Annotated in this window: 10 protein-coding genes; 3 read left to right on the top strand and 7 right to left on the bottom strand. The window is 44.7% G+C overall.

Going from position 1 to position 14,347, the window contains the following annotated elements; all coding sequences use genetic code 11:
• Window positions 1-55: 55 nt before the first annotated feature.
• The 6 genes from ADJ77_RS02925 to ADJ77_RS02955 form a co-directional block, all read right to left on the bottom strand.
• Window positions 56-1,774, bottom strand: coding sequence for a DEAD/DEAH box helicase (locus tag ADJ77_RS02925; protein ID WP_025078902.1), 1,719 nt, complete (start codon window positions 1,772-1,774; stop codon window positions 56-58).
• A gap of 62 nt (window positions 1,775-1,836) precedes the next feature.
• A complete protein-coding gene (locus ADJ77_RS02930; protein WP_025078901.1) occupies window positions 1,837-3,054 on the bottom strand; it encodes an LptF/LptG family permease in 1,218 nt (405 codons plus the stop codon).
• Between the two features lie 11 nt (window positions 3,055-3,065).
• On the bottom strand, window positions 3,066-4,193 hold the full coding sequence (gene tgt, locus ADJ77_RS02935; protein WP_025078900.1) for a tRNA guanosine(34) transglycosylase Tgt: 1,128 nt from the start codon (window positions 4,191-4,193) through the stop codon (window positions 3,066-3,068).
• A complete protein-coding gene (gene lon, locus ADJ77_RS02940; protein WP_025078899.1) occupies window positions 4,193-6,658 on the bottom strand; it encodes an endopeptidase La in 2,466 nt (821 codons plus the stop codon). Before lon ends, tgt begins: the two co-directional genes overlap by 1 nt.
• Before the next feature lie 858 nt (window positions 6,659-7,516).
• Window positions 7,517-8,242, bottom strand: a complete 726-nt coding sequence (locus ADJ77_RS02950; protein ID WP_025078897.1) for a tRNA1(Val) (adenine(37)-N6)-methyltransferase — start codon at window positions 8,240-8,242, stop codon at window positions 7,517-7,519.
• An 18-nt stretch (window positions 8,243-8,260) separates the two neighbouring features.
• Window positions 8,261-9,292, bottom strand: a complete 1,032-nt coding sequence (locus ADJ77_RS02955) for a diacylglycerol/lipid kinase family protein (protein ID WP_025078896.1) — start codon at window positions 9,290-9,292, stop codon at window positions 8,261-8,263.
• Between the two features lie 195 nt (window positions 9,293-9,487).
• On the opposite strand from ADJ77_RS02955, the gene spt reads away from it, so the two are divergent.
• From spt to ADJ77_RS02975, 3 genes are all read left to right on the top strand, one after another.
• Entirely contained in the window at window positions 9,488-10,678 is a 1,191-nt protein-coding gene (spt, locus tag ADJ77_RS02960; protein WP_050696005.1) for a serine palmitoyltransferase, read from the top strand.
• A gap of 587 nt (window positions 10,679-11,265) precedes the next feature.
• Window positions 11,266-11,469: a hypothetical protein gene (locus ADJ77_RS02970; RefSeq protein WP_025078894.1), complete on the top strand. Its 204-nt coding sequence runs from the start codon at window positions 11,266-11,268 to the stop codon at window positions 11,467-11,469.
• Between the two features lie 202 nt (window positions 11,470-11,671).
• Window positions 11,672-13,213 (top strand): RapZ C-terminal domain-containing protein, encoded by a 1,542-nt coding sequence (locus ADJ77_RS02975; RefSeq protein ID WP_050696006.1) that lies wholly within the window; start codon window positions 11,672-11,674, stop codon window positions 13,211-13,213.
• A gap of 777 nt (window positions 13,214-13,990) precedes the next feature.
• On the opposite strand, the gene ADJ77_RS02980 is transcribed toward ADJ77_RS02975, so the two are convergent.
• Complete coding sequence (locus ADJ77_RS02980; protein ID WP_025078893.1) at window positions 13,991-14,347, bottom strand: MarR family transcriptional regulator; 357 nt, start codon at window positions 14,345-14,347, stop codon at window positions 13,991-13,993.

Genomic DNA, 14,347 nt, shown 5'->3' on the forward strand with positions numbered 1-14,347 from the left:
CATTGTTGTCTGGTTACGGGCATTATGCTTGCTCTTAGAATGATAATTCTGTGTTTTACTTCTTACCGAGTCCGCGAAGCCACTTCAAAGGCTTTTTGATGAGTGCCTTCAAGCCTGATTCATTCTTGGATGTTGATGGCAACTCCTCACGTATATCATACTTGGTACTCCTTCTTGAAGCCTTATCTTCAGGTGTGCGCTGTCGGTTATTACGCTTCTTGCGCTTGTTGTTCGGCTTCTTGGTCTGCTGGTTAGCAGTATTCCCGGCAGCATCCTTGTTATTGCCGGGCTTTCTGTCGCTGCGCTTCTCGTTTTCAGCTTTTGGCTTTCGTTCCTGCTGTCTGCCCTTTCCCTGACGGTTATTCTTCTTGTTTACTATCTTGTCATCTGTTGCAGCAGGATCATTCTCTTGCTGCTTCTGCGCGCTATTGTTCTGTCTGTTGCCAGTCTTACGCTCCTGTGGCTTGGCGTTGTTCTCATCCGGACTGCCTTGTGTTTGTGGGGTAGGGCGTCTGTTGCGCTGCTTGTTATTACCCTGCTTCTTGTCCTTATGGCTCTGATGGTCTCTGGCTTTTCTGCGACGGGTCTTGGCATTGTTGCCCTTCTTTGGTCGTCCGTTGTTCTTGTATTCAGGACCTTCACCCAGCTCTGCGGGAAGGGATGCCTTCTCAACTTCTTTCTCTAAGAATGACTCAATCTGCTGGAAATAGTATATATCTTCGTCATTCACGAATGTGATAGCCTTTCCGTCACGGTCAGCACGAGCTGTACGACCAATGCGGTGAACATAATCCTCTGCATCATGTGGTACGTCATAATTGATGACCATTGCGATGTCATCAATGTCAATACCACGTGATACGATGTCGGTTGCAACCAGTACGTCTATCTGACCGCTCTTGAACTTGAACATAACGTCATTACGCTGCTCCTGGTCGAGGTCGGAGTGCATTTCGCCACAGTTGATGTGCTTGCGGTTAAGTGATGCTGCAATCTGCTTCACCTTCTGCTTTGAGCCAGAGAAGATGATGACACGTTTCAGGTCACCAGCCTTGAAGATGTCCTTGATGATACCCATCTTCTGCGTCTCATAGCATACGTAAGCAGTCTGCTGAATCTTCTCAGCAGGCTTGCTGACAGCCAGTTTGATTTCAACAGGGTTCTTCAGCAATGTCTTGGCAAGTTCCTCGATTTTCGTCGGCATGGTTGCAGAGAACATGATGGTCTGACATGATGCAGGCAACTTCTTTGCAATGGTCATAATGTCATCAGAGAATCCCATGTCAAGCATGCGGTCAGCCTCGTCAAGAATGAAGAAGCTCACCTTGGACAAGTCTACGTTTCCGAGAGAGATATGAGAGATGAAGCGTCCCGGCGTAGCGATGACGACATCGGCTCCGAGTGACAGGCTCTTCAGCTCCTGGTCATATCGGTTGCCGTCATTGCCACCATAGACAGCAACACATGAAACGCCATCAAGATAGTAGGCAAAGCCCTGCATAGCCTGGTCAATCTGCTGCGCCAATTCGCGGGTAGGCGACATGATTACACAGTTGATAGCTGACTCAGGATAGCCACCATCAGCCAGTTTTGACAGAACAGGAAGGAGATAAGCCGCTGTCTTTCCCGTTCCTGTCTGGGCAACTCCCAGTACATCGTGTCCTTTTAATATTTCAGGAATGCACTTCTCCTGAACAGGAGTGCATTCATCAAAACGCATGTCATAGAGTGCGTCGAGTACGTTATCGTTTAAATCTAAATCTTCAAAATACATATTTTACTGTTTTTCCCTTCGTCACAAAGGGTAGTTCTTAATTTTTTGTTCTGTCCGCCTTATTAGCTTGGCGCATGCCGATAGCAGAAGTAGGCGATAACTGCAAAGATGATGTTTGGAATCCATGCTGCCAGTATGGGTGGTGTGTCAGCCTGAACAGCAAAGGTTGCTGATACGGTCTGGAGCATGATATAGCCGAAACTTAGTGCCAGACCGATTCCAAGATACAGTCCCATTCCTCCTTTTCGTTTGCGGGAAGAAAGTGAAAGACCGATGATGGTGAGGATGAATGATGAAAATGACATAGCTATTCGCTTGTGAAACTCAACCTCATACTGTACCACATTGCCTGATCCACGGCTTGTCTGCTTGGAGATATAATCCAACAGCTCTGGTGAAGTGAAGGTCTCCTGCTGTCCCTTGGAATAGACAAGGTCGGTCGGTTCCATTAGCAGGACGGTGTCCTTTGAGGCTCCACTCTCGATGTGTTCCTTTAATCCCTTGAGCGTACGTATCTTCCAGTTGCTGACTTTCCAGTGATACTTTGTGTCTGCAACTGTGTCATACTGAATCTCCATAGCCGTCATGTGGCTGACAATCTTCTTGTCCTTGAACTTTACGAGTGAGAATCCGTAGCCTCTCTTATACTGATTGTCGTAATGCTGGATGTAGGCTATCGTGTTCTTAGCTACCTGTAGCTGTACGTTCTCAGCCGATGTGTTCTTCTTTGAGTTACGGTAGAGTGACTCAAAGTTCTGGCGAATGACAGTGCCATGGGGTATCACGAAGCTGTTGAGATAGAATGTAAGTCCTGCAATGAGAACACATGATATCATGTATGGACGCATCAGTCGTTTGATGGAGACGCCTGCTGCCATCATTGATATTATCTCGGAGTTTCCTGCCAGTTTGGAAGTAAAGAAGATGACGGCAATGAATACGAACAGCGGTGAGAAGAGATTGGAGTAGTAAGGGATGAAGTTGGCATAGTAATCAAAGATGATTGCTCGCCACGGAGCATGATATTGTGTGAACTTTGAGAGGTTCTCATTGAAGTCGAACACAATAGCAATAGAGATAATCAGCAAGATAGAATAGATGTAAGTTCCTGTGAACTTCTTGATGATATATCTATCCAGGATGCCTATATAGCGAGAAGGGGCGAACATCTGAAGCTGATGTCCGACTTTCTTCAAGATGGGTAAGTGCTCTGCAGCACATTGCCCGACGCACTTATTCAATCCTTTTACTTTGTCAACAGTCTTTTTGACCTTACTCATTTGGTTTCTTCTTAAATTCTTCTTCCCAGTTGCTCTATGACAGAGGCTTTCCACTGTACGAAGTCGCCTTGCTCAATATGGGCACGTGCATCTGTCACGAGGCGGAGATAGAACGCAAGGTTATGAATGCTGGCAATCTGCATCGCAAGCAGTTCTCCAGCCTTGAAGAGATGATGGAGGTAGGCTTTGCTTGTGATGAGATCTACGTCACATCCGTCAGGGTCAATTGGTGAGAAGTCATTTTCCCACTTCTTGTTCTTCATGTTCATCGTACCATTGTAGGTGAAGAGCATTGCATTGCGACCGTTACGGGTAGGCATAACGCAGTCGAACATATCCACACCACGTTCAATGGCTTCAAGAATGTTCTGCGGAGTACCGACCCCCATCAGATAACGGGGCTTGTCCTTAGGAAGGATCTCATTGACCACCTCAATCATCTCATACATGATTTCCGTCGGTTCGCCAACGGCCAAGCCGCCGATAGCATTGCCGTCAGCCCCCTTGTCAGCCACAAACTTTGCAGCTTCACGGCGCAGATCTTTGTAGGTGCAGCCCTGTACAATAGGGAAAAGACTCTGGTTGTAGCCATAGAGAGGTTCCGTCTCGTTGAACCGTTTGATACAACGATCCAGCCAACGCTGTGTCATTCTCAGGCTCTTCTTGGCATATTCGTAGTCGCTCTTGCCAGGAGGACATTCGTCAAGTGCCATCATGATGTCGGCACCGATGATGCGTTCTGTATCCATGACATTCTCGGGAGTGAAGATGTGCTTGGAGCCATCTATGTGACTTCTGAACTCACAACCCTCTTCCGACAACTTGCGGATACCCGTCAAAGAAAAGACCTGGAAGCCTCCTGAGTCTGTCAGGATTGGGCGTTCCCATCCATTGAAGCCATGCAGACCACCAGCTGCTTTGAGTACTTCCAATCCCGGACGCAGATAAAGATGGTAAGTGTTACCAAGGATAATCTGTGCCTTAACCTGCTTGCGCAACTCTTCAAAGTGTACACCCTTTACTGAACCGACTGTGCCGACAGGCATAAAGATAGGTGTCTTTATCTGTCCATGGTCAGTAGTGATGATACCTGTACGGGCATCACTGGCGTTATCTGTATGCTGAAGTTCAAATGTCATTACTTCGTTTCCTCTTTTTTATCTTCTGCAATAGTGAAGTCTACTGGGTGATCCACCTTTTCATCGGTCAATGCAAAGTCCCATACCTGTTGGATGTTCTCAACAAAATGGAAGTCAAGTCCCTTGCGGTAGACCTCTGGAATTTCTTCAATGTCTTTCTTGTTCTCAGAACACATGACAATGTCAGTAATACCTGCACGCTTGGCAGCAAGTATCTTCTCCTTGATACCACCGACAGGAAGAACCTTGCCACGCAGGGTTATCTCGCCTGTCATAGCAGTGTTCTTGCGTACCTTGCGCTGTGTGAGTGCAGAAGCAATACTTGTTGCAATCGTGATGCCTGCTGAAGGACCGTCCTTGGGAGTAGCCCCTTCGGGTACGTGAATATGGATGTTCCACTGGTCAAATATGCGATAGTCTACATCAAGGGCATTGATATGCGCCTTGACATATTCCAATGCAATGACAGCCGACTCCTTCATGACATCGCCGAGGTTACCAGTCAGTGTCAGTTTTCCTGTCTTTCCTTTTGAAAGTGATGTCTCAATAAAGAGAATCTCACCGCCAAAGCTGGTCCATGCAAGACCAGTTACGACACCGGCATACTTGTTTCCTTGGTAGATATCACGTGTGAATGGTGGCTTGCCCAACAGGTCTTCCAGTTTGTCCGGAGTGACCTTTGTGTAAGGAAGCTGCTTGTCCATAGCCTGTCTGAAAGCCAACTTGCGCATAGCCTTGTTGATTTGTTTCTCAAGCTGGCGCACACCACTCTCACGGGAATAGCTTTCGATAATCTTCTCCAGTGTAGCCTTGGCAAATTTTGGACTCTCTTCCAGCTGGTCCAAACCAGTGCTTTCAAGTTCTTTGGGTACCAGGTGACGCTTGGCAATTTCAATCTTTTCCTCCGTGATATAACCCGAAACCTCAATGAGTTCCATACGGTCGAGCAATGGACGTGGAATGGTGTTAAGGTCATTTGCCGTTGCGATGAACAATACCTTTGACAGGTCGTAGTCCATGTCAAGGTAGTTGTCATGGAAAGCATTGTTCTGCTCCGGGTCAAGAACCTCTAACAAGGCTGATGAGGGATCACCGTTAATGGTGTTCTGGGTAACCTTATCAATTTCGTCAAGGATGAATACAGGGTTTGATGAGCCTGCCTTCTGAATGTTCTTGATGATGCGACCGGGCATAGCACCAATGTAAGTCTTACGATGTCCTCTGATTTCCGACTCATCATGCAGACCGCCCAGTGAGACACGAACATACTTCCGCTTCATTGCTTCAGCAATACTCTTGCCCAGACTGGTCTTACCCACACCCGGAGGACCATAGAGACAGAGGATTGGCGACTTCAGGCTGCCACGTAACTGAAGGACTGCAATATACTCAAGGATACGCTCCTTCACCTTTTCCATACCATAGTGGTCCTTGTCAAGAATACGTTTCGCACGTTTCAAGTCAAGGTCGTCCTTGGTATATTCATTCCAAGGCAGGCTGACCATCGTCTGCAGGTAATTCACCTGTACGCTATAATCAGGGCTCTGCGGATTCAGTGTTTCAAGTTTGTCTAATTCCTTTTGGAATGTCTTGGCAACATCCTCTGACCACTTTTTGTTCTTTGCCTTTTCAAGCAATTCTTTCTTATCAGGGGCTGAATCTCCGTCACCCAGCTCTTCCTTGATATTCTTGATTTGCTGGTGCAGGAAGTATTCGCGCTGTTGTTCATCAAGGTCCTCACGTGTCTTAGAACGTATATCCTGGCGGAGATGCTGGAACTGGATTTCACGATTCAGCACCTTCATCAATGTGAACAGCCGGTCCTTGATGGAGTTTTCCTCTAACAGCTGAATCTTGTCAGTGACAGAGAAAGGCATGGATGAACATACATAGTTCACGGCAACGACTGGGTTGTTGATGTTGTCGAGGGCAAACTGTGTGTCATCAGGAATATCATCACTGCCGTGGATATACTCCTTTGCCACCATTTTCATGTCCTCGACAGCCGTAGAGAACTCCTTGTCTTTCTTCGGTTCAGCCTCTTCGGGCAAAGAGACGGTGAGTCCCTTCATGAAAGGTTCTATAGCTGTGATTTCCTTTATCTGGCATTTGCCGAGTCCTTGTAGTATAACCGTGCGGTTGCTTCCCTCATAGTTGCCGGGCATGTCAAAGGCACGGACAAAACGTGCATAGACACCTGTCATGTAGATGTCGTCTACCTGCGGGTCGTTGATGTTGCTATCCTTCTGGCTGACAATTGCAATGATTGCATTCGGGTTCTCCTCCAGATACTTGACGAGTGCCAAGGTAGGCTTCCTGCCAACGAGGATAGGAGAGAGGATCCCCGGGAACATAACGAGGTTACGGGTTACGAAAATGGGAATCTCACCATCAACTTGTATGTCCAAGTTGGGCAGGTCCCCCTCGTAATCTGTAATCATCTGTATAGAGCTATTTTGTTTCATAAAGTTCTTTTGTACTTATATTAGCCTGCAAAGTTACAAAATAAAACCGAAAGACTGAAAGAATAGGGGTGCTTTAATTAGCTGATTAGGAAAAAGATGGAGATAAAGCTGTGAGAGGCAATGATAATCTGGGGTGCTTTGCATTTGCTGGTATAGATTCAAGGCAACTTGTTTTTCAGCATGAATGATGGATGGGAGTGGAAAACGTGAACTGTAAGGCTGTTGTTCTGATGCATCCTTTTGCCTTTTCTGTCGGTTTAGGAGACGAGTCTTCTGCATTCCGATAAGTCTGAAAATTATTTACATAAATTCTCTTTTACATTGCTTGTAAACCAAGACGGAAATAGATTTGTTTGTGTGTATGTAACAGTCGGATTGTTAGGCAGTTATGATGTCGTGGAAGTAACAGATGCCGAATTGGGGTTCAATTAAGCCTTAGTTGGACTTCAATTAAGCATCTATTGGACTTCAATTAGTGCTTAGTTGGAACGCAATTAAGCATCTATAGAAATTCATGGGGTGAATTTTCTTGACAAAGTTATGTAAAAATGGGTAATGGGTGATGGATTGTCAGTTATGTTTGTCTGCTATATCTTCTCGTGGTAAGAGGATAGCGTGAGGACTGTAAGTCTGCTCCATCTGAGCGATTTGATTCATGCAGCCAGTCCTTATCTGTGTTGTTCTGAATTTCCTCCAGTTAAAGCAGGTTCTGTAAAGCCTATGTAGAAAGGTCTGTTTTTATGAACGTAATCAGCTTTTTGTACCTTTGTGCTTTCTTTTTCAGTCATATAGCCTGCCGTGGTCTTTCAATAAGAAAGCAAAAAAAGACTTGTCTGAAAGACTGAATACAGGTAAATATTATTCTTCAGAATCTTTGTTAATGTAAAATTCTTTAGTCAGATTATGATACCATTCTGTGCGCGAGTTGTCAGAGTTTGTCAGCACCTCTTCGCTCACACTGCTGTGCACCGTAAGCCCCTTCTTGAATTCAATCATGCAACGTTTGGCAGGTTTTGATGTTCTGGTTTTAATGTTTACTATTCTCTCCGTTGATAATCCATTGAATACAGCTTCTGCTTCAAGTAATTCTTTGTTATCTGAAGGAATGATAACCGACAATGTGCCATGCTCTTTAAGAAGTCTTGCTGCATGAAAAACAAGCTCCTGGTGAGAGAGCGTATCAATATGCCGGGCAGTTGTTCTCTGTTGTAAAGGATTCTTTAACGAATTAATGAAATAGGGAGGATTGCAGACGATGGCATCATATATCCCTTTTTCTTGCGTGTCAGTGCAGGGGTGATAATCTTGCAATGAAGTATTGATTATGTTTATCCTGTCTTTGAAAGGAGACTGCAAGGTGTTAAAACGTGAATCTTCCAATGCACCTTCATCAATCTCTATGCCATCAATGCGTGCGGAAGGGAACCGCTGTGCCATCATCAGGGCCATGAGTCCTGTGCCTGTACCTATGTCAAGAATCTTCAAACCACCTGCAGCCCATGCTCCAAGCAATACACCATCCGTTCCGACTTTCATAGCCGTGTGGTCATCAGTAACATGAAATTTCTTAAAAGTAAAGCCCATCCGTCTGGCTTAGGTTGTTTAAATATTCAACTTGCGAAGTAGGTTCTTGTTGATTGCCTGTACCTTTCTGCTTTGTTTCGTGAGGTCCTGTCGCATGAGGTCGATGTTGAAAAAAATCTCAGAGAAAGCCATCTGCAGCATGTTCGGCTGTCGGTAATCCTTGCCTCCCTTTGGGTTTACAATGATGTTGATGCCCTTCGGGACGATGGAAATATCCACTTCAGCTCCCGATGTGACAGGGTCTCCATCGTAATGGATAATGCCTTCCTTTTTGCGACGGATACGGATATGCTTGGCTTTGAAGGTCTTTATTTTCAGATTCTTATCCAGTGTCTTGTTGAAAAGTTCAATTGCAACTTGCGGTGCATCAATGATGTCGAAAGGCTCCATAATGATAATGTCCAGCAATCCGTCACTCATAGACGCCTGCGGAGCTATATATGCGTTGTTGCCATACTGTGATGCGTTTGCTGCCGATACGAGGAAAGCCTTGTAATGGTGCGTGCCGTCTTCGTCTTCAATCTCGTAGGTCTCCGGCTCATACCGCAGTCCTTCTTCAAGTATCTTCTGCATATAAGTGATAGGACCACGTTTGCCTGCCTCCGCAAACTTCATGGATATGAAAGCATCAAAGCCCATTCCGCAGGTACAGAAGAAAGGATGCCCGTTGATGATGCCATAGTCGAGTTCCCTTACGTCGTAGAGGTTGAGAATGTCAACACACTTTTTCAGATTCATCGGCAGGTTCAGATGCCTGGCAAGACCGTTCCCTGAACCGCAGGGAAGTATGCCCATGGCAGTCTTGGTGTTGATGAGTGACCTTCCTACTTCATTGACAGTGCCGTCTCCGCCCACCGCAACAACAATGTCAACACCTTCCTGCACAGCTTCCTGTGCAAGCTCTGTTGCATGACCAGCATGCTGTGTTTCTGCAATGCGGTAGTCAAACTTGTTTTTGTCAAGACGTTCTTCTATAAGGTCAGGGATGCCTGCCTTGCTGACTGTACCCGATATAGGGTTGAGAATGAAAACGATATTCTTTTTATTCATTATGCCAAGATAATCAGCGCATGTTTTTTCCTTGACAAAGATACATATTTATCGGTTATGTCATGGATATTGAGGGGTAAAAATCTTTAAAAATCACTTTTCTAACCAAAAACTCCGTTTTATCATTCTAAATTAGTAACTTTGCAGCCTGAAAAATAATTTTAAGTAGTCATTGGCTACACCATATTAAAAATAATGGGACAGTTACAAGACAAGTACAAGAGCTACCGCGATCCGCAGAAGTTTATGGATGCTGGTGTTTATCCTTACTTCCGTGAGATTACAAGTAAGCAAGGAACAGAAGTTACGGATATTGATGGCAACGAGATTCTTATGTTTGGTTCTAACGCCTACACAGGCCTGCCAAACGATCAGCGTGTGATTGATGCTGCTCATCGTGCCCTTGACAAGTATGGCTCAGGATGTGCCGGAAGCCGTTTCCTGAACGGTACACTCGACCTTCATGTACAGTTGGAGAAAGAACTGGCTGCTTTTGAAGGCAAGGATGAGGCACTTGTCTTCTCTACAGGTTTTGCAGTTAATGCTGGTGTTCTCTCCGTGGTTGTAGGACGTGGTGATTATATTATCTGTGATGACCGTGACCATGCGAGTATCGTGGACGGACGTCGTCTGAGTTTTGCTACCCAGCTTCACTACAAGCATAATGATATGGAAGATTTGGAGCGTGTTCTCCAGAAACTTCCTGAGGAAGCTGTCAAACTGATTGTTGTTGATGGTGTCTTCTCAATGGAAGGTGACCTTGCTAATCTGCCTGCAATCGTTGAACTGAAGCACAAGTACAACTGCTCTATCATGGTTGATGAGGCTCATGGCATAGGTGTCTTTGGTCGCCAGGGAAGAGGTGTCTGTGACCATTTCGGTTTGACGGATGAAGTAGACCTCATTATGGGTACGTTCTCAAAGAGTCTGGCATCAATCGGTGGTTTCATTGCTGGTGACAAGGATACTATCAATTATCTTCGTCACACCTGCCGTACTTACATTTTCTCTGCAAGTAATGCACCTGCAGCAACAGCTGCTGCCCTGGAGGCACTTCATATTCTTGAGCAGGAGCCGGAACGTTTGGAGCAACTTTGGAAGGTAACCAATTATGCCTTGAAGCGTTTCAGGGAAGAAGGCTTTGAAATCGGTGATACAGAGAGTCCTATCATTCCGCTTTATGTCCGTGATATTGAAAAGACTTTCGTTGTAACCAAGCTGGCATACGAGGCTGGTGTGTTCATCAATCCTGTTATTCCTCCAGCTTGTGCTCCGCAGGATACATTGGTTCGTTTTGCCTTGATGGCTACTCATACAAAGGATCAGGTTGAGCGTGGTGTTCAGGCTTTGGCTAAGATATTCAGAGCACAGGGTCTTATTAAGTAAGTAAAGTATATTCCTCGTAAAAGGAGTTTATGATATTAAGAGGCGAAGGGATTATTCTTTTAGAGTAATCTCTTCGTCTTTTTTGTGTCTATACCCTTATTAAGCCTTTTAGATTATATGATGGAAACCTCTTTGACTATTATTGCTGTCCGATAAAACTGTTCCCATATAAGCTGGTCATTATAGTGGTTTATTATTATTATGACAATAACAGACCCTTTTTCCCGTTTTCACCCGATATGTTGGTGTACATCACGCATGGTGCTGTTGGTAAACACCAGTCGTGTTGAGGCTGAACACCAATGGTGTTTAGTACTCAACACCTTGCAATATGTAGTCGGGAGAGAAGAAACTTGTTGTAAGAAAAGAGTTGTACTACTAAAGGTAAACAAAACTTATTTGGTTAGGAGACTTATTTTTCTTAAGACGTCGGGTAACAAAAAGCAAGCAGAAAGGATGAAAACAAGTCTGAAATGAATGAAAGCAGAAAGGACGTAAAAGCAAAGAATCAACTGGTTTAGAAGAATAATACTAAAATCTTCTCTGCTTTCAATCCTTATCTGTAATCTTTTCGTTAACTTTGTGGCATGAAACGATTGATTAACTGGAAAGAATTCGCAGTGCTCTTCATTGTTATCGGGGGGCTCTACTATATCACTAAGTCATGGCTGATTACAGGTGGCGTGCTTGCCCTCCTGTTGTTGATAGATGGCTTGCTGCGCCAATATGACCATAAAAAACGGGGTGAGAAGCAGGCTGAGGATATAAAGAAAAAATTGGAGGAGGAATAAGGAATGCTCTGTCGGTTGTCTATGTTACACATCTGGCAACCTTATCCCTTATTAATCTCCAAGAAGGGGATGTGATGACCGATATTAATTAGGAGAAAGTGTCGTTACATCAGGGGGAAGAATGTAGAGATGTATGAATTTGTATATCCATCAAGAACAGTGGTAATGGATTCACAGAAAGTGCATTCATGTAGAAAAAGATATGGAAAAGTTATTAGAACTATATAAGAAATGGAAGGGTAGTGTACCTGCCAATGTAGAGAAGCTGGAAGGAGCTGGAAGTAATCGTGAGTATTTCCGGATGGCAGATGAAGATGGAGAAACGATCATTGGCGTTATCGGTACAAGCCGTGATGAAAACCATGCCTTCGTTTATCTTGCCAAGCATTTCGAGAAAAGGCAGTTGCCTGTGCCACACATACTGGCTGTTTCGGAAGATGAGACACGTTATCTGCAGTCTGACCTTGGCGACACATCACTTTTTAATGCCATCCGTGGAGGACGTGAGGCAGGCGGACGATACAATCTTGCTGAACAGGAACTCTTGCGCAGAACCATCCGTGAATTGCCGAACATACAGCTGCGTGGTGCAAGAGGGCTTGATTTCTCTAATTGTTATCCGCAACCAGAGTTCAACCAGGAGAGTGTGCTCTTTGATTTGAACTACTTTAAGTACTGCTTCCTCAAAGCAACAGAGCTCGATTTCCATGAACTGAAACTCGAAGCAAACTTCCGTATGTTTGCCAAGGATCTGACTTCTGAGAAGATGGACTCTTTCCTTTATCGTGACTTCCAGGCTCGTAATGTCATGCTGGATAAGGACGGAAAGCCTTACTTCATTGATTTCCAAGGTGGACGGAAGGGGCCTTTTTATTATGACCTTGCGTCTTTTCTGTGGCAGGCAAGTGCAAAGTATTCCTTCAAACTGCGACGTGAATTGGTGTTTGATTACTATCAGAGTTTGAAGAACTATACGGAGGTTCCATCCAAGCGTCACTTCGTAAACCGTCTTTCTTTGTTCGTTCTCTTCCGTACCTTGCAGGTGCTAGGTGCTTACGGTTTCCGTGGTTACTATGAAAGAAAGAAACATTTTATCGACTCCATACCTCCTGCTATACAGAACCTGCGAGATCTCCTGGCGTTAGGTGAGGATGTTTTCCATTATCCTTATATGATGGATATGCTGAAACGACTCACACTGCTGCCACAGTTTGCGCATATTGAAAAGCCTGCAGTCAACAGGGCTGATGGCTTTAAGACGGTGGAGAAGGATATTTACAACGCCAACCCGTTGGATGGTCCAGCCACATTTTCAAAGTATGATGGTAAAGGACCGCTGGTTGTCCGTGTATTCAGTTTCTCTTTTAAGAAAGGTATTCCGGAGGATTCATCCGGCAATGGAGGAGGATATGTTTTCGACTGCCGGAGCACACATAACCCGGGACGATACGAACCTTATAAGAAGATTACGGGTTTAGATGAGCCTGTCATCCGTTTCCTTGAGGATGATGGAGAGATTCTCGACTTCCTCAAGCCTGTATATAAGCTCGCTGACCATCATGTGAAGCGTTATATGCAGCGTGGCTTTACCGACCTGATGTTCAGTTTCGGTTGTACGGGTGGACAGCATCGTTCGGTCTATAGTGCGCAACATCTTGCCGAACATCTCAACGAAAAGTATGGAATCGAGGTGAGAATAGTACATAGGGAGCAGGGAATTGAGCAGACGCTGAAGGCAAGATAACAGACTGTTCCTCCTTTCTTGTCTGATGAGAATGGAGTGAAAACTGCAACTTCCCTGTTAATAACGTTCAAAAATTCTGCAAAAAGAAAGAGGAGGTACAACGGCAATTACTTGCTTGTTGCGCCTCCTCCCTTACTGTCGACAGACGGTCTGGAGTGTTTCTCCTGAACTTCAATCAATTTAACCGAAAATCTGCTAATAGTCTAATCTCCTCTGAAACAATCAATAAATTCTACCTAAACTAACTAAAACCTAAATCTATTTACTACTAATCTAAACAATCTTATTTTTGTTTTGCAAAAGTACTACGCTTAAAATAATTATACAAGAAGCTGTCGTGAAACGTTTGTCGTGCAAGAGTTTTATTGATATATGTCAAAATTTTAACGTTTAAAAAGCTGTGTTTGTGGATAAACATGTCGGTTCTGTACACAAAAGCATAAAGAGCAGAGAGGCAATGTGTTATCCTGACACACCCGATGAAACAGACTCGGCGGACTCGACAGATAAGATAAAGGCTTTGCAGATTCAGTCTGCAAAGCCTTTTGCTCACTTTAACCCAAATGGGCTCATTAGACCACAATAGTCCATTATCCTTATTAATCGTATTGTTTCCTGGCATCTTTTATTTCCTTGCCGGCATCTTTGTCTGTTTTGCTGACTTGATGTAGCCCGCTACGCCTTCGTTACAAAGACAAACAATCTGCTCGACAATAAAACAAAATCTGTACAGGCTCTAATGAACCAATTTAGGTTTAAGACGTACCACAACATCTTCTACATCATCGATTTCAGTTCCTCTGGTACACGGATAGACTCGCAGTGTAACTGCTCCAGCCGTTCCAAGCCATGCTTTGTGATATGGAACCGCTGACACCGACCGTCCTCCGAACAGGCACGGCGACGGATGAGCGAGTCATGCTCAAGTGAGGCGATTACCTTTGAGGCATTTGACCGTGTCAGTCCCATCTCATCAGCAATTTCGCCTGCCAGCATCGGCTCCTCACATTCAGAGAGCAGGCAGAGCAACATGGCTTCATTGATATTCAAGCCTATCTGCTTTTGTAAGCTGCCCTCGAAAGCTGTAATGAGACGAAGTATGTCGCGAATCTTACATATACATTGGTTGTTCAT

This window comes from Prevotella fusca JCM 17724 (assembly GCF_001262015.1).
Classification (GTDB): Bacteria; Bacteroidota; Bacteroidia; order Bacteroidales; family Bacteroidaceae; genus Prevotella; species Prevotella fusca.